General features: G+C 41.3%; 22 protein-coding genes and 1 riboswitch. Of the genes, 7 read left to right on the forward strand and 15 right to left on the reverse strand.

Annotation, left to right across the window (positions count from 1 at the left end):
• Nucleotides 1-37: 37 nt before the first annotated feature.
• The 3 genes from ACP8HI_RS15855 to ACP8HI_RS15865 all read left to right on the forward strand — a co-directional run bounded on the left by ACP8HI_RS15855 (nucleotide 38) and on the right by ACP8HI_RS15865 (nucleotide 2303).
• The gene (locus ACP8HI_RS15855) at nucleotides 38-652 is read left to right on the forward strand and encodes a pyridoxamine 5'-phosphate oxidase family protein (RefSeq protein ID WP_438347172.1); all 615 of its coding nucleotides are present in this window, start codon (nucleotides 38-40) and stop codon (nucleotides 650-652) included.
• Between the two features lie 100 nt (nucleotides 653-752).
• Nucleotides 753-2057: an aminotransferase class I/II-fold pyridoxal phosphate-dependent enzyme gene (locus tag ACP8HI_RS15860; protein WP_438347173.1), complete on the forward strand. Its 1305-nt coding sequence runs from the start codon at nucleotides 753-755 to the stop codon at nucleotides 2055-2057.
• Nucleotides 2058-2186: 129 nt separating this feature from the next.
• Nucleotides 2187-2303 (forward strand): YjcZ family sporulation protein, encoded by a 117-nt coding sequence (locus ACP8HI_RS15865; protein ID WP_438347174.1) that lies wholly within the window; start codon nucleotides 2187-2189, stop codon nucleotides 2301-2303.
• Nucleotides 2304-2379: 76 nt separating this feature from the next.
• Here the strand turns inward: ACP8HI_RS15865 and ACP8HI_RS15870 are convergent, their stop codons facing one another.
• From ACP8HI_RS15870 to ACP8HI_RS15890, 5 genes are all read right to left on the reverse strand, one after another.
• Nucleotides 2380-3597 carry an ABC transporter permease gene (locus ACP8HI_RS15870; RefSeq protein WP_438347175.1) on the reverse strand — a complete coding sequence of 406 codons (1218 nt, stop codon included), beginning with the start codon at nucleotides 3595-3597 and terminating at the stop codon, nucleotides 2380-2382.
• Between the two features lie 2 nt (nucleotides 3598-3599).
• Nucleotides 3600-4346 (reverse strand): ABC transporter ATP-binding protein, encoded by a 747-nt coding sequence (locus tag ACP8HI_RS15875; protein ID WP_438347176.1) that lies wholly within the window; start codon nucleotides 4344-4346, stop codon nucleotides 3600-3602.
• Between the two features lie 103 nt (nucleotides 4347-4449).
• The gene (locus tag ACP8HI_RS15880; protein WP_438347177.1) at nucleotides 4450-5934 is read right to left on the reverse strand and encodes a DEAD/DEAH box helicase; all 1485 of its coding nucleotides are present in this window, start codon (nucleotides 5932-5934) and stop codon (nucleotides 4450-4452) included.
• Between the two features lie 287 nt (nucleotides 5935-6221).
• Nucleotides 6222-6998, reverse strand: coding sequence for an SDR family NAD(P)-dependent oxidoreductase (locus ACP8HI_RS15885; protein ID WP_438347178.1), 777 nt, complete (start codon nucleotides 6996-6998; stop codon nucleotides 6222-6224).
• A 37-nt stretch (nucleotides 6999-7035) separates the two neighbouring features.
• Nucleotides 7036-7494: a chemotaxis protein CheX gene (locus ACP8HI_RS15890; protein WP_438347179.1), complete on the reverse strand. Its 459-nt coding sequence runs from the start codon at nucleotides 7492-7494 to the stop codon at nucleotides 7036-7038.
• Nucleotides 7495-7848: 354 nt separating this feature from the next.
• On the opposite strand from ACP8HI_RS15890, the gene ACP8HI_RS15895 reads away from it, so the two are divergent.
• Both ACP8HI_RS15895 and ACP8HI_RS15900 read left to right on the forward strand, forming a co-directional pair.
• Nucleotides 7849-8751 carry a LysR family transcriptional regulator gene (locus ACP8HI_RS15895; protein ID WP_438347180.1) on the forward strand — a complete coding sequence of 301 codons (903 nt, stop codon included), beginning with the start codon at nucleotides 7849-7851 and terminating at the stop codon, nucleotides 8749-8751.
• A 28-nt stretch (nucleotides 8752-8779) separates the two neighbouring features.
• Entirely contained in the window at nucleotides 8780-9592 is an 813-nt protein-coding gene (locus tag ACP8HI_RS15900; protein ID WP_438347181.1) for a histidinol-phosphatase, read from the forward strand.
• A gap of 146 nt (nucleotides 9593-9738) precedes the next feature.
• On the opposite strand, the gene ACP8HI_RS15905 is transcribed toward ACP8HI_RS15900, so the two are convergent.
• The 7 genes from ACP8HI_RS15905 to ACP8HI_RS15935 form a co-directional block, all read right to left on the reverse strand.
• Nucleotides 9739-10314, reverse strand: a complete 576-nt coding sequence (locus tag ACP8HI_RS15905; RefSeq protein WP_438347182.1) for a GNAT family N-acetyltransferase — start codon at nucleotides 10312-10314, stop codon at nucleotides 9739-9741.
• A 6-nt stretch (nucleotides 10315-10320) separates the two neighbouring features.
• Nucleotides 10321-11199, reverse strand: a complete 879-nt coding sequence (locus tag ACP8HI_RS15910) for a metallophosphoesterase (protein WP_438347183.1) — start codon at nucleotides 11197-11199, stop codon at nucleotides 10321-10323.
• A gap of 31 nt (nucleotides 11200-11230) precedes the next feature.
• Entirely contained in the window at nucleotides 11231-12013 is a 783-nt protein-coding gene (locus ACP8HI_RS15915) for a DUF3891 family protein (RefSeq protein WP_438347184.1), read from the reverse strand.
• Nucleotides 12014-12038: 25 nt separating this feature from the next.
• Nucleotides 12039-12851: an aminoglycoside N(3)-acetyltransferase gene (locus ACP8HI_RS15920; RefSeq protein ID WP_438347185.1), complete on the reverse strand. Its 813-nt coding sequence runs from the start codon at nucleotides 12849-12851 to the stop codon at nucleotides 12039-12041.
• Nucleotides 12852-12946: 95 nt separating this feature from the next.
• Nucleotides 12947-13711, reverse strand: a complete 765-nt coding sequence (gene sdhB, locus ACP8HI_RS15925) for a succinate dehydrogenase iron-sulfur subunit (protein ID WP_438347186.1) — start codon at nucleotides 13709-13711, stop codon at nucleotides 12947-12949.
• A gap of 74 nt (nucleotides 13712-13785) precedes the next feature.
• Nucleotides 13786-15531: a succinate dehydrogenase flavoprotein subunit gene (gene sdhA, locus ACP8HI_RS15930; protein ID WP_438347187.1), complete on the reverse strand. Its 1746-nt coding sequence runs from the start codon at nucleotides 15529-15531 to the stop codon at nucleotides 13786-13788.
• A 13-nt stretch (nucleotides 15532-15544) separates the two neighbouring features.
• Complete coding sequence (locus tag ACP8HI_RS15935; RefSeq protein ID WP_438347188.1) at nucleotides 15545-16213, reverse strand: succinate dehydrogenase cytochrome b558 subunit; 669 nt, start codon at nucleotides 16211-16213, stop codon at nucleotides 15545-15547.
• A 385-nt stretch (nucleotides 16214-16598) separates the two neighbouring features.
• Between ACP8HI_RS15935 and ACP8HI_RS15940 the strand changes: the two genes are divergently transcribed.
• Nucleotides 16599-17504 carry a LysR family transcriptional regulator gene (locus tag ACP8HI_RS15940; RefSeq protein WP_438347189.1) on the forward strand — a complete coding sequence of 302 codons (906 nt, stop codon included), beginning with the start codon at nucleotides 16599-16601 and terminating at the stop codon, nucleotides 17502-17504.
• 44 nt (nucleotides 17505-17548) lie between these two features.
• On the opposite strand, the gene ACP8HI_RS15945 is transcribed toward ACP8HI_RS15940, so the two are convergent.
• Nucleotides 17549-18217, reverse strand: a complete 669-nt coding sequence (locus tag ACP8HI_RS15945) for a potassium channel family protein (protein ID WP_438347190.1) — start codon at nucleotides 18215-18217, stop codon at nucleotides 17549-17551.
• 40 nt (nucleotides 18218-18257) lie between these two features.
• The gene (locus ACP8HI_RS15950) at nucleotides 18258-19598 is read right to left on the reverse strand and encodes a TrkH family potassium uptake protein (RefSeq protein ID WP_438347191.1); all 1341 of its coding nucleotides are present in this window, start codon (nucleotides 19596-19598) and stop codon (nucleotides 18258-18260) included.
• 61 nt (nucleotides 19599-19659) lie between these two features.
• Nucleotides 19660-19803: riboswitch (cyclic di-AMP (ydaO/yuaA leader) on the reverse strand.
• 245 nt (nucleotides 19804-20048) lie between these two features.
• Here ACP8HI_RS15950 and ACP8HI_RS15955 point away from each other — a divergent pair.
• The gene (locus ACP8HI_RS15955; protein ID WP_438347192.1) at nucleotides 20049-21689 is read left to right on the forward strand and encodes a CPBP family intramembrane glutamic endopeptidase; all 1641 of its coding nucleotides are present in this window, start codon (nucleotides 20049-20051) and stop codon (nucleotides 21687-21689) included.
• On the opposite strand, the gene uvrC is transcribed toward ACP8HI_RS15955, so the two are convergent.
• Nucleotides 21661-23577 (reverse strand): excinuclease ABC subunit UvrC, encoded by a 1917-nt coding sequence (gene uvrC / locus ACP8HI_RS15960; protein WP_438347193.1) that lies wholly within the window; start codon nucleotides 23575-23577, stop codon nucleotides 21661-21663. The two genes, ACP8HI_RS15955 and uvrC, sit on opposite strands and share 29 nt — an antisense overlap.
• Nucleotides 23578-23693: the final 116 nt, after the last annotated feature.

The following is a 23693-nucleotide window of genomic DNA, read 5'->3' on the forward strand; positions in this document are numbered from 1 at the left end:
TCCATCCAACCCACTTATAGATTAGGAGATCGTTGCAATGAGAAGACAAGAGTTTAGTGTACATGAAGAGCAGGAAGTGATCGAATTCTTATCAGGAATGAGCTTCGGATTTCTAGGAACTGTCAATGAGTTCGGTAGCCCACGAGTGACTCCACTCAATTTCGTATATGATCAGGGCTGCTTTTATTTCCATGGAAGTCGTGTCGGAGAAAAAATGAATCATATGCGTTCCCATGATCAAGTCAGCTTTACAGTTGCTGATGAATACGCATTGATACCTTCCTATTTCAGTGATCCCACATTAGCTTGTCCTGCTACAGCTTACTTCAAGAGCGTAACGGTCAGCGGAAAGGTTGAAGTCGTTGATGACCTAGAAGAAAAAGGAAGAACATTCACTTTATTCATGAAAAAACTACAACCAGAGGGAGGATTCGATCCCATTGATCCTGTGGATCCTCGATATGCCTCACGACTTCGCGGAGTGGCCATTATGAAAATAATAACGACCCACTTATCAGCTAAATTTAAATTCGGACAGAATTTATCTGAGAGTGCCATGGATAAAGTGATCACCGGACTCGAACATAGAGGACGGGAACGTGATCAAGAGACGATTGAACACATGAAAAAATACTGTCCTCATATGCAGTGATTCAGTAATTATCAGTGACTGTTCACTTACTAGGTGGTATAATATGTCCAGCGAAAACGGAAAAATCCTCACATTATACAAACTTGGAAGGATGGACATTATGAACCAACTTGCTGGACAGTTAAATGAGAATATTAAAGCTGGAAACACGCATGTGTATGACATGTTATCAACACTTGGAAGGGAGATTTATTTCCCCAAAGAGGGGATTCTTAGCCAATCCGCTGAAGCAACAGCTCATGCTAAGAAATATAATGCAACGATAGGGATTGCCACTGAAGGCGGAGTTCCTATGCATTTAAAGGTTATTCAAGACAAACTATCCGCATTCCAACCTAAGGATCTATATAGTTATGCTCCTCCGGCAGGAAAGCCGGAACTTCGAACCGTATGGCGGAGCAAGATGCTACAAGAGAATCCTTCTCTTCACGATAAGTCTTTCGGTAATCCCGTTGTCACCAATGCACTGACACACGGACTTAGTATCGTCGCCGATTTATTTGTTAATGAAGGCGATGCTGTTATCTACCCAGATAAGAATTGGGAGAATTATGAACTAACCTTTGGCGTACGTCGCCATGGTGAGATTATTAACTACCCACTATTCACAGAAGACATGTCTTTCAATAGTGCTGGACTTCGAGAAGCCTTGTTGGCTCAACAGGACAAAGGAAAAGCTATTGTGCTTCTCAATTTCCCTAATAATCCAACAGGCTATACGCCAGGCCTCAAGGAAGGCGAAGAAATTATTGCCGTCATTAAAGAAGCTGCTGAAGCTGGAATCAATGTTGTTGTCGTAACAGACGATGCCTACTTCGCTCTCTTCTTCGAAGATTCCATGAAGGAATCATTATTTGGTAAGCTAGCAGGAATCCATCCTCGCGTGCTTGCAATCAAAATTGATGGAGCTACCAAGGAAGAATTCGTATGGGGCTTCCGTGTTGGATTCATCACCTATGCTTCAGAAAATGCAGATGTGCTAGCTGCTCTTGAACAAAAGACATTGGGCATTATCCGCGCGACGATATCAAGCGGACCACACCCTTCTCAAACCTTTATACTTGAAGCGCTGAAAGCGCCTGAATTTGCTGCCCAAAAGGAAGAGAAATTCCAAATTATGAAGGGTCGCGCTAATCGTGTGAAGGCTTTGCTCGATAATGACGCATACAATGAAGTGTGGGAATACTACCCTTTCAACTCCGGATATTTCATGTGCTTGAAATTGAAGACAGTAAATGCCGAAGCTTTACGTACCCATTTGATTCAAGAATACGGTGTCGGAACCATCGCTTTAGGAGAACATGATTTGAGAATTGCCTTCTCCTGTATTGACGAAGAATACCTTGAGGATTTATACCAATTGATCTATAAAGGCATTCAAGATTTACAATCCAGATCTAATTAACACCTCTTTAAATGACTTTATTCTCAATCATTTAATCAATGTAGGGTAAATACCCAAGCATTCAATTCCTCCCTTTCATACAATACGGTGTAGTACAGAAGTACATCAAGTTATGAAAGGGGAATGAATATGAGCGGAGTAGAAGAAGTTAGAGGAGTCCATCATGGCGGAATGTTTACTAACACTGGTGCGATCTTAGTCCTTTTCATCTTGTTGGTTATTATCACTAAGTCCTTCTGGCTGTAATTTAATATCGTAATTTCTTCTAATTATGAAAAGAGGCCGGGGAATAATTTCCCCGGCCTCTTTGTTCAAAGATATGCTAATCCTCATCGTTCTCCTGATTAATCTTACGAGAAAGTACGCCCCGAATAAGAATTGACATTACGATTCCAGCAGCGAGCGTACCCATCGTCAAGCTTACATGCGTCCATCCATCCCCCCATAAAGGTAACCACAGAATAACCGCCAATAACAAATGAACTTGGAACACAAATATCATTACATTATGCTGTCTGCTATTCGCCGGAATCGGATAAATATTCAACCAGAATGAATCACGATGATACCCTTGTAGAGAAGATAGCTGTATACCGACCAAGAACAGAAAGAACAGATAGATGCCGCTTCCAAGCAAGCTACCACGTGTCCACCACACTAGCAATATACCTAATACGCAAGCACGCATGATAATTCCAAATATATCACTACGCACGAAACTTTTGGTAATAAGATATCTATACGCGGAACTTTGTACCCATGAGAGTTGGCTTCCCACTTTAGAGAGCAAACGACGAGGATATACACGTTGCTGGCGTTCTGGGACATTAACAAACCATCCTAATACCAACATCACTCGGCCAATTTGAGATTGTTCCTTCGAAATTAGTCGCTCCCATGCAACCAAATGCTTCACTGGGGATGATAACGACACGACATAGGTTGCCACAAGTAGAAGAACATAAATAAGACTCTTGCCCACAGGCTGCCACAACCATGCCCACAAGGCTAGCGCCATCACTGCCCATCGCAGTAACCGATACCCTTTAGAAGCTCGAATAGATACCATTGAGAGCTCTTTCCAGCCACCATAACTTGATATCATCTTCAATATAAAAAGAAGAATCAGAAATGTCCAGAATGGCTTCGGTGCAATATCACTTCGAGAGTACAGTGGCCACGCGGTCAGAAATACCAGTGTGAGTCCAACTAGCTTGTACGTCACACCGCTAATCCAACTACCTGACAAATAACTCTTCATCTTCGATTCTTGCGGGAGCAGAAATACGATGTCTGGAAATTGTAGATATGTACGGAAACTACTCTGAACCGTTAACGGGAGTAATACAACCAACATGATCCAGCGAATGGGTAATCCTGCTGGAATATGTTGTATTAATGATGTATACCATGCAGAGAAAGCAATAAACATGAATAGGAACATTACGGCCACGCCACTTTGCATGACATACCCCAAATAGGGAATGATCTCTCCCCAAAATTGACGGCGGCGATGAATACGAAGACCCTTCAGATCCATACTCAAACCCTACCCTGTACGAGCGTGTAGAAAAGTTCCTCCAACGGAATACCTGGCTTGCCTACTTGTTCAGCAATTTGTTCAAGTGTACCTTCTGCAATGATACTTCCTTGATGTAAGACGATAAATCGATCACAATAATTCTCAATAGTCGATAGAATATGTGAACTTAGTAGAATCGAGGAACCTCCCGCCTTTAACTCCATCATGAAATCTAGCAGTGAACGGATCCCAAGTGGATCAAGACCAAGAAAAGGCTCATCAATAATATAAAGGGACGGTCGTGCCACAAATGCACACATGATCATCACCTTTTGTTTCATCCCTTTGGACAAATGAATCGATAAACTATCCATCTTATCTTCCATATGAAATAATGCCATTAGCTTCCGGGAGCGTTCCTCAAAGTCATCCTTTGATACCCCGTAAGCTCTTGCGGTAAACTCCAAATGCTCCCTAACGGTCATTTCCTCGTAAAGCAGCGGAGATTCCGGTACGAAAGCAAGAGCATTATGATATGCTTCAGAATCCTCTTCCCGCTTCTTTCCTTTAACGCGAATATCCCCTTTTTGAGGTGTCATGAGACCTAGAATATGCTTCATCGTTGTACTTTTACCGGCCCCGTTCAGCCCGATTAAACCGATCATTTCCCCTGTTCCCACCTGAAGATGAACATCATGCAATACAGGACGATTCAGACTGTAACCTCCAGTTAATCCTTGAATATCTAATACTGGTGTTTCATTCATTATTCTCACCTCAATTTTGATAACTACAATCAATCAACAGGCTCATGGGAGCAGAGATACATTTCAGCACGTTGTTCAAAATCTGACTTTTTAAACTCGTATTTTAAGTACGCGGTGGCTTATTTTTCAACCATTTCGGTGCACCTTTATTTTTACGTATACGCTCCCGCTCACTTTTACTAGCTCCAGTAGCTTTTCGAGCTGACTTGCGTGGTGCCTCCGCCATCTGAACTGGTGGTGTGAATGATTCACTGCTAGCACTTTGCTGTGTATATTCTATAGCCTCAACCTTTACTTGCTTATCGATGGATGGCTTCCGCTCATTTGTTGCAAGATTCCCTTGTCTTTTCTGAGCTCCATCCCTAGGTTTACTACTTTCTTCACCTGAACGATTGGCTGTTTTCACTTCCTTCAATGAACCGGAAACTTCTCTAGTCCTTAAGTTCTCTTTGCCAGGTTCAATCACCTTGCCCAATGACATTGATCGAAGTCCAATCGGGGTCTTAAGCTCTTTGATAAACTTCTTTATAATAAATATCTGACGATCCGTAATGATGGAGAGCACAGTTCCACTACGTCCCATTCTTCCTGTTCGACCTGCCCGATGCACATAGTGCTCCGAATCTGTTGGTGGATCATAGTTAATGACCATCGTTAACCCTTCGATATCCAATCCACGTGCTGCTAAATCACTAGCTACAAGCAGTTTGAATTTACCTTTACGGAAACGATCCAATACCCCACTACGGGCCATTTTGTTAGCATCCCCATAAAGCGCCTGCGTGGTGATCCCTAAATGGTTCATCTTCGCCTCTACTTCCGCTATATCCTCTGTCGTGTTCACGAAGACGAGCGCCTTTTTGGGATTGTATTGACGGATTAGACGACGTAGCATGTCGGGTTTATCCCGTTCTTCTGCAATGAAATAGAAATGCTCTAGCCCGGAAGCTGTCATTTGCTCAGGAGCTATCCCAACTACTACCGGTTCCTTCATTTCTCTACTTACAAGCGCTGCCGACTCTTTACTAATCGTTGCAGACAGAAACACCAGTTGTCGATCACGCATAGTACTTCGGATAATACGACTTACGTCACCCGCTGCACCCAATTGGAACACTTGGTCAACTTCATCTACAACAATCATGTTGACTTGATGCATTCTGAGCTTGCGTGTTTCGATCAATTCTCTTACTCTTCCGGGAGTTCCAATGATTAATTGGGGGTTAAACCGCAACTTCTCCAATTGACGTTTGGTTGAAGCTCCACCAATGAGTGCCAGAACACGAACACCTCTATGCTCCCCATAACGTTCACTTTCACGCACAATTTGCATAGCCAGTTCTTGCGTAGGCGCTATAATCAGCTTTTGAACGAATTTAAGTTCAGGATCAATCTTTTCGAGAATGGGAAGCAAATAAGCAAGCGTCTTTCCTGTTCCCGTCTGCGAATGAGCGAGCACATCCTTTCCTTGCAATACTGCTGGTATAACCTCAGCTTGTACAGGTGAGGGTTCGTGTATTTCAAATTCAGATAGTTTATTCACTAAATCCATTTGAATACCTAGTTCACTAAAAGTAGTTATATTCATGTAAGTCCATCCTTTATGTTCAAATCATTCCTATAGAGGTTGTTCAAAAAGTCATCTTTTGATCACGAAGTATCTCAAGAGGCCTATTCGACATCGAATATTGAATTCAGCCGGTCCTTCCGGTGCTCACGTAGGGACTGCCTACGCTCCGCTCCTCACTCCCTTGCTTCATCCAATCTTCTCGGTGCTGAAAAGTTGACTCTTTGAACTCGCATCTATACATTATATGCTAAAACAGAAATCCCTCCAAATAATTAGAAAAAACCGCCCCCTATGAGCCGGTTCTCTTATTTCTTATTCATCATTTTATATGTTAATTTATCCGCCAAGCGAGGGAATAGCTGATATATACGCATCCCAACAGCAGCTAACCAGGGTAGGTTAATCTCCTCCTGTTTACGGTCAATAAGTCGAACTATCTTTCGAGCAACATATGCAGGCTTCATAATAAACCAGCTTATATTAGATAAGTAATGCCCAGAGGGGTCTGCCAATTCAAAGAACGGCGTATCTATTGGTCCCGGATTGATAGTGGACACCGTAATTCCAGTCCCACGCAGCTCTTGTCGCAGACTATTACTAAATCCATAAACAGCATGTTTAGTCGCCGTGTATGAAGTAGACCTTGCTGTTCCAATCTTAGCCGCCATGGAGGCGACGTTCACGATGTGCCCTTCTCCCCTCTTTAACATATCGGGCAGAACTGCCTTCGTACACCTCACCGTTCCCATATAATTCACATTCATCATTTCACTGTATTCATCCACAGTCATATCTAGAATAGAATCAAATTTACCATATCCCGCATTATTCAAAAGAACATCGATTCTTCCGTATCGTTGTATCACTCCGTTGATCACATGTTGTACTTGTTCTTGTTGTGTTACATCCATCACAATGAGCTCATATGTACCCGTTAGCTGCGCTCCCACGGACTCTAACTTCTCCTCCGAGCGGGCAAGCAACACTGGAATAGCACCCTGCTCCGACAGAAACTTCGCAGCTAATGCTCCAATCCCACTAGATGCTCCCGTAATAACAACCACTTTATCTTTCAGCATCATCTTTTCCTTTCTCTTAGAATTAACTTGATTCGCTATTCTAAGAAATCATCACTTGGATATCCATCTCTCCAATTCCATCCATCTTCAGCGGAATACTTAGCGCCTTTTTAGTTAGAATCATGGAGTTGTTTTCCGGTGTAACAATTTTGGGTGGTGTAATATCAACCGTTACACCCTGATTAGAAAGAATTGTGCTAGCATTACCACTAATCATATTTCCAAGTTCAGAGATGGCACTCTGTCCCATTTCGTCCATTTCCGTTAGAACAAAACCACCCATCATAACCGAGACAATCTTTAGTGCAACCGTCTCCTTCAATCCGAATACTATATTACCCGATAACTGCCCTGTCATACCCACTTGAATCCATATATCACCTTTAACAAATTCAATTGTCTTAATAGCTAGAATGCCAGTAGAAGGAGATACTTGAATAACTTGCTCGATAACAACCCTAGCGGATTCTAGAAATGGATTAATAATCTCAGCTTTCATCGTTTAATTGCCCTCTTTCCATTGAACTAGTAGTCATTGAGTCAAAAGTCCCTATATTTCATCAAAATAATTATACTTTAATCCCATGAATATGACATCATTTATATAATATTTAATGTTTTTCAGTCCCTTATACCTAATTCATATTCATAAGAATCCGTACTCTGTGCACTCCATGAAAAAGCACATATCTATATCTATCGGATTTTAAAACCAGTTTCTGAATGGTACTCATACATTAAATCAATAATATATCTGGACTTTCATTGCTCTGAATTGGAGTATCATCTATAATTTTATATAACGTATTGTATCGATAAGATGAATAAAGTGCGTATCAAGAGGAGGGATGACGTGAACATTAGTCAGTTGGAGACACTTGTAACCATTTCAAAAACGATGAGTTTTCGAAAAGCAGGAGAATTACTTAATCTAACACAACCGGCCGTATCCGCTCAAATTAAAAGCCTTGAGGATGAGTTTAATACGGTACTTGTGGATCGAAATCAGCCTGTCACGTTAACAGATCGGGGTGAAGTATTCTTAGATCATACCGTGCGTATTCTGTCTATTGTAGAAGAATTAAAACAACGCCTCTCTGATTTGAACGACACACCTCAAGGACATATTGTTCTTGGAACGACAACTTCCATTGCTATACAGATACTTCCTCGTGTCTTATCTTATTTCCAAGACCAGTTCCCACTCATCAAGACCACAATTCAATCTATGGCATCGTGCCAAGTGTACAATAGCGTAGTGAATGGGCAGATCGATGTTGGAATCGGATATCTTATTGAACGTAATCCTAACTTAATTACTTCAGTACTTTACTATGACACGTTCGAACTTGTGGTCACTCCTAAGCACCCACTGTCTCGAAATCCTGTAGCATCGATTGAAGCGCTACATAATCTACCTCTTATTTTACTTACAGGTGATACGGTCGGACGTAAATTTGTCGATGAAATTTTCAAAAAGCATAAAATTACTCCTAATGTAATCATGGAGCTTTCTAGCAGTGAAGAAATAAAACGTATGGTGGAGCTTAACCTCGGTGCAGGTATTATTTCCAAATTATCTGTCTCTAGGGAACTTCGTTTGGGTACACTAAAGATCATCCCGCTTTTCGAACTTGAAGTCACTCATCCTGTTGGTGTCATTTATAAATCAGGAAGATATCTTAACTCTGCCATGCAGCAATTTCTAAGCGATCTAAAAGGAATGCCTGAGACACAATTTATCAGTTCTGAATAATTTATATATTAAAAGGAGTGTGCATATTTTGAAATTTGACATACATACACATCATTATCGTTGTGGGCATGCAGATGGGGATATTCGAGATTATATCGAATCCGCTATTTCCTCTGGACTTCAGGTCATCGGTATTTCTGATCATACTCCCTACTTCCACAGAGAAGAAGATCGGGCGTTTCCGTTAATCACTATGGCAAAATCTGAATTGGCGAATTATGTACAAGAGGTCATTCAACTTAAGCAAGAATACGCAGGTAAAATTGATGTTCTGCTAGGTATTGAATCTGACTTTTTCCAGAAACAAGCTGATCTTTATCGCCAAATGCTCTCAGAATATCCCTTTGATTATATTATTGGTTCTGTTCATCAAGTATATGATGTTAGCATTTTCAACAAGAATCGTTGGTCTAGCTTAAATACTAAACAGCAGATTGACGTTAAGAAGGAATATTATCGCTTGATACAAGAATCTGCAAAAAGCGGGATTTTCCAAATACTCGGACATATCGATGCGATGAAAGGTTATTATCCTGCCTTTTCCGACATTCCTGCTAATGAAGTCATCGATGAAACCATGAAGATCATAGCTGAATGCGGTGTGGCTATTGAGATTAACACATCAGGTAAGACAAAGATAAGTGGCGGATGGTATCCTTCAAATGCCATGTTAGAAAGAGCACTCTATTATGGCGTGGATGTCACGTTCGGATCTGATGCGCATATTCCTGAACGTGTTGGAGATGAATTGTTAGAAGTACGCTCAAAACTCAAGGAAATCGGTTTCAAAGAGTGGGTATATTATAAACAGAAGCAGAAGCACATTGTCCCTTTCGATTGATCATCAGCATAAAAAAAAAGGACCCGTTATCAACGGGTCCTAAACATATTTTATATTTCAAAAGGGGGTTATGTAATCAGTATAGCCACTCTCTGTTAGAGTTACGTAACCGTTATATTTCATTTGTGTAACAATTAATTACTAACTCACCTTTCCCTATATTGTCTATAACATGTAGCATTCAGACTGAATATGTTGATTTTACTCGTTAGATCATCCTGCGACCCATACCTCTTCGGATGTACTCGATCCCAAGTGAATCCATTCTTGATCAGTACCTTTTCCGAGGCGATATTATCTTCAAGACATCTTCCCTCAACTCTTTTTAATCCAAGCTCCGTGAAACCGAAGTCCAATAGAAGCCCCACCGCCTCTGTAGCCAATCCCTGTCCCCAGTATAACCGATCAAGCATGTAACCTAACGTCGCCATAGATTGAACCTTACCCCAACTTTGGAGAGAGATGAAACCTATGAGACCACCCTCTTTACCCAAACATATTCCGAAATGCAGATTATGCTCTACATCACGACTTAATATTTGGTCGAGTATCTTTCTAGATTGATAATAAGTATGATCCTTATATATTGCTACAGAATGGAACGCTTGATGATCAGAGAGAATAGACCATAATTGTTCCTTATCTGACCTCTCAATCCATCTTAGCTGTATCCTTTCGTTATGTAGATTAGACAGGTTTATAGGCTCAACTTTCCCAAACATACCTGTTCACTCTCCAGACTTATTCAACGTAAATACGGTAAGCTCAGGTCTACATAGAAATCTTATTGGCAATTGCGTAACCCCTACACCACGATTCACATATAACTGCATTCCGCTGGATTTCAGCTTGTAGAGCCCCTGTATGTAGCGTCTTGAACCCATAGGTGTAATTATGGCTCCGAAGAAGGGAAGCCTCACTTGCCCACCATGGCTATGCCCTGATAGTTGCATATCAAAAGGATATAGGGCCGCAGTATCAGCATAATCAGGTTCATGTATGAGTAGTAGTGAGAATGTACCTTCCGTTATACCCTCCAGTGCCTTCTTGGGATCGGGATTACCATGTAGTTGATCTTCTAAGCCTACGATAGCAAACATGCTATCTTGTTTCCTCACAATCACATGCGAATTTTGAAGAACAGTAAATCCACACTCTTGTAGCATACGCCTAACTTCAGCCGGTTGTCCCCAATGATCATGGTTACCTAAGACAGCATATTTCCCTAATGGAGCATGAAGTGAAGATAAGTCTGACATTGCTCCGACCAATGATTCTGAATCGCGATCAACTATATCCCCCGTGAAGCAAATGATATCTGGCGATTGACTTGAGATCGCTTTAACTAGCTTCTTCATCCTCTTATCATCGAAGTGGAAACCCAGATGTACATCACTAAACTGAACAACTTTCAATCCATCAAATGCTGACGGAAGCGTATTGAAATGTAATTGTACCGTTTCAATAGCGAGCTGCTTCGGTTCCCATAGCCATGCATATCCACTTGTAAGCAAACCTGCACCAATAACCGTAGATACACTAGTCTGTAGAAACTGCCTTCTTGTCATCTTCTTGGAGGAATCTTGAGACTTCTCATTATTCATCATGATTCATCGTCTCCAATATATTAAATATTGATTACCTACTCTGAATTTGAACAGAGTAATTCATTTCTTCACTATTTAAGAAAGCTTCAACTAATCCCATCTTTTGAATATCCACCTTGGATACATATCTACAAGGTAACTCAATTGAAAATGCTGAGTCAAATGGAAAGTTCGTTAATTCTACTGTAGATTGATCCTTCCAGAATCCCTGAATCATTTCACCATCGGTACAATCAAATTGTTGCGAAGCAACGAATCCATCACGAAACCAAGGGTGCTCATGTTCTTTCACGATTCCTGGTTCATTCAAGCATAGGTATAAAGATAGATCATCACAGAATTTCAATACGTGAAGATCGTAGGAAAGTTCCCCTTCTACCACTAAATCACTTCCACCCAGCAGTAGTTGTATATGATCTCTGCGCTTCTGCTCATGTTGCATATACTTCGTAAGTGTTGGATGTTCAAGCTCCGCTTGGTTCAGAAGGTTCTCGAAATGCAAACTACATATTAATGCTGCGTATAGGCTTGTTGATTCAATCTCATCTAATCCTCTCCTGTAGAACGCAAGCTTCGTTGCGAGAGGTAAATCTATAAACGTATAAGGTGCACTCTGTGCATCGTTCCAAAAAGGCATGTCATCCAAGTCGATCCATCCCCGATCATGCTCGGTCACCGCAAATATAGCTTCTTCCCAGCGTTTACTACTTCGAAAGCTTATTGAATTAAAGGCCTTAGCAAATTGTCCTGCAAGCACTCCGTGATCATGTTGTGTAATCATGACCCAACCCTCTTTACGTTCTCTGCAAATCATATCGATTCCTCCTTAGGAAGTATAATTATCGATTATTCCCTAACCACGACACCGCGTAATTCACCAAATCCCTTTGTCTTGCAAGCATACAAGACGATTGCCCAATTTTCCCCCGTATGCATTCTCCTGAACGAGATCGTTCGAAATCTGATCCTATTATTTGAAAATCATCCGAATGGAAATTGATATCTTGATATGATCCCCACTCTGTATTTTGTTTACCCATCATGGGTACTTTAGACTCAATTTCCTTCTTTCCACGATATGAGGATCGATATTCTGCCAGATGGAATGACGTATTACTGTCATGAGTCGTTCCTAATAATAGGACATAGGCATCCATTTCAAACATTCTTGCGAGTGGGGAACTCTCTCCTAGACTGTAATCTAATGGATGAGACTCCATGAAATATTTAGCAAGTCTTCCCCTAGCAGCGAAAGATACGTGAGGATGAGCGCTACGCCAAACCCCAGACTGTTTGCGAAATGTCTCCGGAATCATACCCATCCCTGTGGTCACCGTGAAATCTGGATCATACGGAGGCATACTCTCTCGAATAAGGTTCCACCATCGAGGGTCTGCTGGCGGATTCATCCATGTCTCTGGATCTGTAAGATTAGACGATTGCGTAGGCATAATGAGTGTTCCTTCGTCTCCTAGCACATTCTCTAATGCTAGAATCACGGCTTCTGCTCCTCCTACGATCCAACCGCCGATGCTCTTCAAGGAAGAATGAACTAGTAGAGACATACCAGGATGTATTCCAAGTCTTTTGCAATCTATCATAATATCAGCGCTCGTTATCGGTCGATCAATAATCAATATAATCTCCTCCATTCCTAGATTTATAGAGCTATCCATCCCTACAAATAACACCTCTATGATATCGCACAAGTTGCGAATCGCAGAGGTGTTATTATTTCATGCTCGTATTACACTCCCAACCAACGCTTAAACATATGTTTGGTTGTGTCTTTATTCATTTCAGCAATAGATGTTGTAAGTGGAATGCCTTTTGGACAGGAACGCACACAGTTCTGTGAGTTACCACAGCCATCAATGCCGCCGTCCTCCATTAAAGCATCCAACCGTTCTTCAGAATTCATTTCCCCCGTAGGATGGGCATTAAAGAGCCTTACCTGCGATATAGCTGCAGGTCCAATGAAATCCGTCTTCTCATTCACGTTAGGACATGCTTCAAGGCATACGCCACATGTCATACATTTAGACAATTCATAGGCCCATTGACGTTTCTTCTCTGCCATACGAGGCCCAGGTCCCAAATCATATGTTCCATCAATCGGAATCCATGCCTTCACCTGCTTGAGTGCCTTAAACATTCGGCTACGGTCGATCACTAGGTCACGAACAACAGGAAACGTACTCATCGGTTGTAAGCGTACCGGTTGTTCCAAATTATCAATAAGAGCTGCGCAAGCCTGCCGCGGCTTACCATTAATAACCATCGAACAAGCACCACACACTTCTTCCAAGCAATTGGAATCCCAGCATACAGGAGCAATATTCTCACCTAGGCTATTCACTGGATTCCGCTGAATTTCCATAAGTGAACTAATGACGTTCATATTCGGACGGTATGGAACTTCAAATTCCTCCGTATAAGGCTTGGAATCCGGTGTATCCTGACGAGTAATAATAAACTTAACATTTTTCTTTACTACAGCTGTTTCCGCCATATCAATTCCTCCCAAATGTTTTGAGCGTTTCTACTTGATGTACTTCGTAAAAACATACATCGAAAGCGTAAGCTCTACTTTTCTTTCGAATAGTCGCGAATTCGCGGTGGGATAAGAGATACATCGATCTCATCGTATGAGATCTGCGGACCATCAGGCGTCCATTTCGCTTTGGTTGTCTTCAGGAACCGCTCATCATTACGCTCTGGATAATCCGGCTTATAGTGAGCACCACGGCTTTCATCACGCATTAGGGCGCCTAGTGTCATTGCCTGAGCCAGCTCAAGCATATTCCATAGTTGACGGGTAAACGCCACACTTGAATTATTCCAACGAGATTTATCATTCATATTGATATTCTTATAGCGTAGCTTCAATTCTTTAATCTTCTCAATAGTCGCTTCAAGCTTGTCATTATAGCGAACAACAGTCATATTATTCGTCATCCACTCACCTAGCTCTTTATGGATTACATAAGCATTCTCTGTTCCATCCATCGCAAGAAGATTCTCGTATTTATCAGTCTGTTCTTTCTTATAACGCTCAAATAAGGAGGAAGGTAAATCTTCCGCTTTCTTCTTCAAGCCCTTGATATATTCGACCGCTTTCGGTCCAGAAATCATACCGCCATATATTGCAGATACAAGCGAGTTAGCGCCCAGACGGTTCGCACCGTGATACTGATATTCACATTCACCAGCAGCGAAGAGCCCTGGGATGTTCGTCATTTGATTGTAATCAACCCATATTCCGCCCATAGAATAATGGACTGCTGGGAATATTTTCATTGGGATTTTCCGAGGATCATCCCCCATGAATTTCTCGTAAATCTCAATAATACCGCCTAACTTCACATCTAACTCTTTCGGATCCTTATGAGAAAGGTCAAGATATACCATATTCTCTCCATTTACCCCAAGACCCTGATTTACACACACATCGAATATTTCTCGAGTTGCGATATCACGTGGTACCAAGTTTCCATAAGCAGGATACTTCTCTTCTAAGAAATACCAAGGTTTACCATCCTTATATGTCCAGATGCGTCCGCCTTCCCCACGTGCAGATTCCGACATCAACCGTAGCTTGTCATCTCCTGGGATAGCCGTTGGGTGAATCTGAATAAACTCACCGTTAGCGTAATAGGCACCTTGCTGATAAACAGCACTGGCTGCTGTACCTGTATTAATGACAGAATTCGTTGTTTTACCGAATATAATGCCTGGACCCCCACTTGCTAATATCACCGCATCAGCAACAAAAGTATGAATTTCCATACTCTTCAGATCTTGTGCACATATTCCTCGACATACACCTTCATCATCAATAATTGCGGATAGAAACTCCCAATTCTCACGCTTGGTAACTAATCCATCTGCCTCGTACCGACGTACCTGCTCGTCCAATGCGTACAACAATTGCTGACCCGTTGTCGCTCCTGCAAATGCTGTTCGGTGGTATTTCGTACCCCCAAAGCGACGGAAATCAAGTAAACCTTCAGGAGTACGATTGAACATAACGCCCATCCGGTCCATGAGATGAATAATACCCGGAGCCGCATCACACATCGCCTTTACAGGTGGTTGATTTGCTAAGAAGTCTCCACCATAAACGGTATCATCGAAATGCTCCCAAGGAGAATCGCCTTCCCCTTTCGTATTAACCGCTCCATTAATTCCGCCTTGCGCACATACAGAGTGTGATCTCTTAACTGGAACTAATGAGAATAAGTGTACGTGATTCCCTGATTCGGCTGCTTTAATGGTTGCCATCAATCCAGCCAAACCGCCGCCTACAATAATAATATTTGTTGTTGCCATAATTGAGCACCCCTTAGCTTAAGACTGTCTTTATTGATTCAATGACGTTCATTGCACTTTGGAACTCAACGCCCCGGAAAGCAATGAGTGACAATACGAACAGTAACGATACGATAGCGAATAGCCCCATACACATCATTGAAGATACACGTTGAGAACGCGGACCTACGGTAATTCCCCAACTTACAAGGAAAGACCAAATGCCGTTGGAGAAGTGAAAAGCTGTAGATATAACACCAATTAAATATAGTGTAAAGGTAACCGGGTTCATTACGACAGCATGTATAATGCCTCCCAGTTCTTCATGTGTAACATTTCCAAGAGCTACTTGCACCCGTGTCTCATATACATGCCAAATAACGAACATGAAAGTAAGTACACCTGTAATTCGTTGTAACGTGAATCTCCAGTTACGTTCATAATTGTATGAACCTACATTGGGTTTGGACTGATAAGCAATATATAAGCCAAACACCCCATGATAGAGCAGTGGTAACCAAATGAGAAACAGCTCCATGAAAAATACAAATGGCAAGCCATTTAAGAAGGCAACTCCCTCATTAAATTGTTCAAGCCCTCCTTCAAACGCACCGAAGTTCGTCACTAGATGCTCCAGTATAAAGAAGCTTAATGGAATAACCCCGAGTAACGAGTGAATCTTTCTGGCATAATACCCTTTCATATGACGATTATTCCCCTTTCCATAACAGCGTTTTCAATTCATATTTATTATAAAACCACATTAGAACATGACATAATCCACAGTGAATGGTATAAAACCTATATTCATCGTTCTATTTTGTGAACATCCTGTGGCACTTTTCATGTTACTCCATTTCATCTTATAATGGAATTGCAATATAAGTATTATTAGTTATAACTAAAACACATATGCTACTATATAAACAAGTAGAAATGGCTATGCCGTCTTTTTTCAAAAAAGCTTATGCTTCCGATGCTAGCGATACTTCGTATCACTTTAAGGCGTCCGTTTCAGTGGAAATATAAAGAATAGAGTATCAAGTGAAACTTATACTTTCTTATATTTTAATAGAGGGAGGGGTACCATGTTTGAAGCATTAGATGTATTTGCAATCGTCGTAGAACAATCCAGCCTTAATAAGGCTTCCAAACTACTCAACATATCTCAACCTGCCCTATCACGCAAAATCGCCAAATTGGAGAACGATCTTGGGGTCAAGCTTTTCCATCGGCGTGGTAAACGATTAGAGCTAACCTCCATCGGGCATTTAACATATATATTTGCCCAGGAACAGGGTAAGCAACAAAGGAAATTTCTGAGAACTATTTCCCAACATCAAGATGGAAGTCAAATCTCTGTCACTCTCGGAGCAAGTCTGACTACTCTACAAACCACTCTTCCACCATTAATAAATACATTTATGGTAAAGTATCCAACAGCTGAAATCAAAGTAGTCACAGGGAGAACACACGAGATCGTCTTAGCACTCCGCGAGAAGAAGATAGACGTTGGGATCGTCGCCTCTTCTATTAATGAACCAGGTCTAACCTGTATCCCTTTATTTGATGACCATTTGGAATTAGTTCTACCAAGAACCCATTCACTCGCTGAAATATCAGAGGTCAATATGAACCATTTGCAAGGATTACCGATGATTATTTTCTCTAGTGGAACATGGTATCGCAAATTAACAGATGAGCTGTTTCAAAGTACAGGGATCATTCCTGATATTCGGATGGAGATCGATTCTTTCGAAGCCATTGTTCGCTTGCTGCCCACTTGTAAAGCCGTAACACTACTTCCCAAATCTTATTTACATCAAAGATTACTCGATGACAATGATCTAATGGTTATCCATATCCCAGATCTCAAAGAGACACGACGAACTACCTCCTTAATTTATGGGGATTATTCGGAGCTAAGTAAGGCTGCCCAACAATGGACTGTAGAAACGACATCATTATTCAACTCATCTATCCTGTACCAATGAACCCAGAATCCATTACATCAGATTCTGGGTTTATCCCAATTCATTTAATTGTCATTCATTAGTTCACTCTCCAACTGTGCTATATTCTCGTTAGACCCGATAATAACCATAATATCATCTGTCCGAAGCTGATCCATAGCGGTAGGAGCTATAATAATTCCATTTGCCCTATACAAGGCTACGATACTACAGCTAAATCTCACACGCGTGTTTATTTCCGCCAATGCCTTCCCATCAAGCCGGGCTGGAACTTTAATCTCTACAATACTGTAATCTTTCGAAAGTTCAATATAATCCAACAGATTGGGAGTAACCAATTGATGTGCAACCCGTATGCCCATATCCCGCTCCGGGTATACGATCCGATCTACTCCAAGTTTCTCAAGCGCTCTCCCATGCAGAACAGATATCGCTTTAGCTATAACCTTAGATACCCCTAATTCCTTTAATATGATCGTCGCAAGAATACTCATTTGGATATCGTCTCCAATAGCTACAATCCCACAATCAAAATTACGAACACCTAGCGATTTCAGTACCTCTTCATCTGAGGCATCAGCTACAACAGCGTACGTGAGTAATTCACTCATATTACTTACAATCTCTTCATTTCTATCAATACCTAGCACTTCATAGTTTAGTGCCATAAGTTCAAGTGCTACTGCCGATCCAAACCGCCCTAACCCAATAACAACAAACTGCTGTTTTTTCATTTTTATCCGCGTACTCCTTTTTCATACTTCAATTTCTTATTTATCCAATGATAACTTTACCCTCAGGATGACGGTATAATTCTTTCCCTTTCTTTGGTCCTAGTGCATAAGCAAGTGTAATCAGCCCTAGACGACCAGCAAACATCGTAAAGATAATAAGTATTTTCCCTGTAAAAGTTAGTTGTGTTGTTAATCCCATCGATAACCCTACCGTACCGAAGGCAGATGTGGTCTCGAATAATATCATTAAGAAACTACTATCTTCTGTCGTGGAGAGTACCATGACTACACCTATGATGAGCAAAAGTGAAAGTAATGTAATCGTCAGAGCTTTGAATATCCGTTCTTGTGCAAGTCGGTAGCGGAACATCACAATATCATCTCGGCCACGTAACATCGCAATAACGGCTCCAATAATGATTGTAAACGTCGTGGTCTTGATCCCACCTCCAGTAGATCCTGGCGAAGCACCAATGAACATAAGTATAACCATGAAAAATTGAGAAGCCTGTCGCATATCTCCAATAGCAATGGTGTTGGCTCCAGCTGTACGTGTCGAAACTGATTGAAAAAAGGAACTGAGAATCTTTCCTCCTCCATGCAACGGTCCCAATGTTTTTGAATTTGAAAATTCGAAAACATATATAATGATCGCTCCGAATAAGATCAGGAATGTTGTCATGGACAGCACAACTTTAGAGTGCAGTGATAATCTTCGTGTTCTTCGAAAATCTACAATATCAGATAACACAATAAATCCAATCCCACCTGACACAATCAGGAACATAACTACAAAATTCACTATAGGGTCATATACTGAACCTGTGAGGCTGTGGAAATTACCGAATAGATCGAAACCAGCATTGTTAAACATAGAAATCGCATGAAAAATTCCAAAGTATAAAGCTTTTCCAAAAGGCATGTCAAATGCCCAACGACTGGTCAACATAATGGCTGCAGTACCTTCTATAACGAATGAGAATAATAATACTTTTCGGATCAAACGTACTATACCTTCCATTGTGTTCTGATTCATCGCTTCTTGCAGTAGTAATCGATCCCGAAGCGAAATCTTCCTTTTTAGAGCAAATGAGAACATCGTCGCCATCGTCATAAATCCAATACCACCCACTTGAATGAGTACAATAATGACAATTTGACCAAATGTACTAAAAAATATTCCTGTATCCTTAACTACCAACCCTGTTACGCAGGTAGCTGATGTAGCGGTAAATAATGCATCAATAAAAGCTAGCGACTTACCTGTTGCATTAGAGATAGGTAACGTAAGTAGCAAAGCTCCTAACATAATAATACTGGCGAAACCCAATACTAGAATTTGCGGAGGGGCTAATCTGATCCAACTCAACTTCAATTTCAATACTTTCACCCCTTTGAAGCCAACAAAAAAAGCACTGGAAATCCAATGCCTCTCGGGTTGGTTCCTGATAGCATATCGCCTACGAGGTTAGCTGACGGATTCGGGCATGCACAGGTTGCCCTATTCGATAAACAAATAACGAAATTCACCCCATTAATACAATGGTTCCCCCGTATTTCATATGAAAATTCGGCGCATTTTTAATTTGCATCACGATTATAATCCTTATTTACAAACTGTACAAAGTTCCTTTTCGTATAAATGATTCAATATAACCTTAAAAGAGCATAAGGAACGTTCTCCAAGGGTCATTCTCTCTGTTTATATGTTATTATCTTCGCTTTTATCATGTTTTCGTATTTTTATCTTACAGTTACTGGATTAACAACTTGAACCTATGCTATGTTTACGTTATTCTAATGGCTATATAAAAATTTGGGAGGGGAATGAATGAATTCTTTAGGGCAACCTTTGAAACTGAAAGCCAACTATAAGGTTTTGGGTATTCTCGCCGCTATCGGTCTGCTTCTATTCATGATTGTGCAAGTTTTTCCTAGTACAGCTTCAGATACATTGGAGCAACAAAGCAGTGATTTAATCAGTAAGGAACGAGCAAGAGAAGTTGCAACACAATATGCTGAATCACAACTTCAACTTCAGGTATTATCTTCTCAAGAAAGTCTCGTCACATACCAATCTCACTCAGAATTATATGGTTATCTTGCCAAAGAGAAACTCGTAAAGAAATATAACGAAACTTTCACAAGTAAATATCCATATGATGTATATCGTGTCCGCTTGGAGGTATTCGATTCAACTAAACCCTTCAATATTGATGTACATATGAACACAGGTGAAGTCGTAGCTTTTGCTCAAGAAAGAGCTCTTACCGCACCGCCAATAGAAATTTCTATGAACCCAAGAGATCAAGAGGCTCTTGCTGCACAATGGCTGAGTAAATCAGGCTATAATCCAAGTGATTTCCACATCGTTCCGAATAAAGAGTCACACCTTACATATGCTGATTCAACTACGATGATCGGTAATGCTGAATTACAGTTTAATTTCACCTTTGGATCTGAGCAAATACTATCCTTCCAACCTTCATTTTCAGTTCCAGAAGAGCATACTTCGTATGTGAACAATGAACATACGAAAGCACTCTGGATGACTTTCCTTGGATACGGGCTTCTGACTCTAGTGCTGGGTATACTCGCTATCGTTTACAGTGCATTAACTAGAAGACATACTTCTTTTGTAAGAGGTATCTTTCTGAGTTCCTTTTATTTCATTGTATCCATGTTGAGCACACTAAATATGTTGCCTGCATTGGAAGCGCAAGGAGTTACAGGACCCAATCTAATCATCGGATTGATCGTACAAGGGGCTCTCACTCTGGTCATGGCTGCGTTACTGTACTTCTCGCTTGTAGGCGGAGATGGCTTATGGAGAAAGGAAGCAGATCTTAATCCGTGGCCACGCTGGAAAGAAACAGGTTATGGACATTATGTACTCCACAGCATGCTCGTTGGGTATTTATGGGCATTAATATTGTTAGGAATACAATCCATTATTTATTTCACTCTTGATCTAACGATCCATAGTTGGTCCACGACAGATGCAACGCAGTCTCCTATCAACATGATCTATCCCTGGATGTTGCCATTATTAGCATGGGTGGCTGGAATTTCCGAGGAAGCTGTTTATCGTTTATTCGGCATAAAGATGATGAAGAAGCTTGTCAAGAATACATTTGTGGCCTGCCTGATTCCATCCATCATCTGGGCATTCGGTCATACGCTTTATCCGATTTACCCCGTCATTTCACGGCCAATAGAGCTTATTATCATCGGACTACTCTTCAGTTTCATCTTTTTACGCTATGGCTATATCGCTGTCATGTTCAGTCATGTTGTGTTTAATAGCATCCTTATGGGGTTCAGCCTATTCACACTAGGTGACACCACGAACATCATAGCTGGAGTTGTTTCTATGATCATGCCATTCATCGTCGCTTACGTCATTTACATTGTTCACTCCATGAAAAAAGAGAAGCCTTATGTTATGACTCCTCCTGAAGTGCTGCAATAATTTGTGAGGCGAGCTTCTCGCCTATCGAGAGAGACCGGAAGTCTTCGACACTGGCCTCTCTTATTTTTTTGAGTGAACCGAAATGCTTCAGCAGAAGCTTACGGCGCTTATCTCCCACGCCTGGAATGGCATCGAGCTGCGAAGTAACCATCGATTTGCCCCTCTGTTCACGGTGAAAGGTAATGGCAAAGCGATGTACCTCATCTTGAATCCTCTGTAAAAGATAGAATTCCTGGCTATCGCGTGGAAGATGAATCGTTTCAGCCGGATCACCTATCATTAGCTGTGAAGTTCTATGCTTCACGTCCTTCACTAGCCCACACACAGGTATAAATAATCCTAATTCATTCTGTAGCACATCCACAGCCACCGAGATTTGCCCTTTTCCACCATCTACAACGATTAGGTCTGGCATCTCTAAGTTCTCCTTCAATACACGCTCATAGCGACGACGAATGACCTCACGCATCGTATTGTAATCATCTGGACCCGCGACCGTACGAATTTTGTACTTTCTATATTCTTTCTTCTCAGGCTTACCATCAATAAATACAATCATGGCAGATACAGGATTGGTTCCTTGAATATTAGAATTATCGAAAGCCTCTATTCGATGTAGTGATTGAATACCTATCGCTTGACCCAAATTAGCAGCTGCTATCGAAGTCCGTTCTTCGTCGCGTTCAATAAGTCTGAATTTCTCATCTAGCGCAACCTTCGCATTCTCCGTTGCCATCACTATTAACTGCTTCTTCATTCCACGTTGTGGTACATATACTTTAATTCCTAACCACTCCTGAAGGGATGATACAACGTTGGCAGCATCCAAACTCCCTGATAATAAAGGGGTATGAAGTGTTTCGTCTATTTCCGACTCAACAACCTCATTAGTAGCCTCTGTGTTAAGTTCCTCCCGCTGTATTTCAGGGAGTAAAATCTCTTGAGGTAATGCTGGATTGTCTAGGTAATATTGCGTAACATAAGTCATAAAGTCACTGTACGCTTCCCCATAGAATGGGAACACGGAAGCGTGGCGCTGAATCATCTTCCCTTGGCGCAAATAAAGAATCTGAACACACATCCAGCCCTTATCCACGGCAAATCCGAGTACATCTCGATCTCTTGCGTCCGAAGTTGTAATTTTCTGTTTCTCCATAATCGTATCGATACTAATAATCTGATCACGAAGCTCTTGCGCTCGTTCGAAATAAAGTTCCTCGGAAGCTTCAAGCATCTTACGCTGCAGTTCCTTCCGTATTACTTCATGCCCTCCATTTAGGAAAGAGCTAATTTCTTGTGTGATTTCATCATAAGTCGCTTGAGGTACCTCATCCATACCACACGCTAAGCACTGCCCCATATGATAATAGAGACACGGCTCCTTCTGCTTCGAATTACATTTACGAAGGGGATACATGCGATCAAGAAGCCTCTTTGTCTGCTGTGCCGCATAGGCATTCGGATAAGGTCCGAAATACTTCCCCTTATCCTTCAGCACGCGACGAGTCACTTCCAATCGTGGGTGCAGCTCATTCGTAATCTTTATATAAGGGAACGTCTTATCATCTTTCAACAAAACATTATACCGCGGTTGATGTTCTTTAATCAGATTGCACTCCAAAATAAGTGCCTCTATATTACTCCTCGTAACGATATATTCGAAATTTCGAATATCAGAGACTAACAGTTGGGTTTTCGCATTATGACTCCCTGTAAAATAAGAGCGAACCCGGTTCTTAAGCACTTTAGCTTTACCCACATAGATAATAGTTCCTTCACTATTCTTCATCAAATAACATCCGGGAAGGTCCGGTAAGAGGGCTAGCTTGTTTCTAATATGATATTGAGCTTTCTCTTTCTCTTGTTCAGAATGGATCGGATGCTCCATTTGCTATCATTCCCTCCCCTCAGACCTCGTATCAACAGGAGCAAGTAGATGGATACCATCCTTGCATTCAAGTAGAAACGGCTATGCCGTCCTTTTTCAAAGACGGCACCCGTTTC

This window comes from Paenibacillus sp. FA6, assembly GCF_051550225.1.
Taxonomy (GTDB): domain Bacteria; phylum Bacillota; class Bacilli; order Paenibacillales; family Paenibacillaceae; genus Paenibacillus_AQ.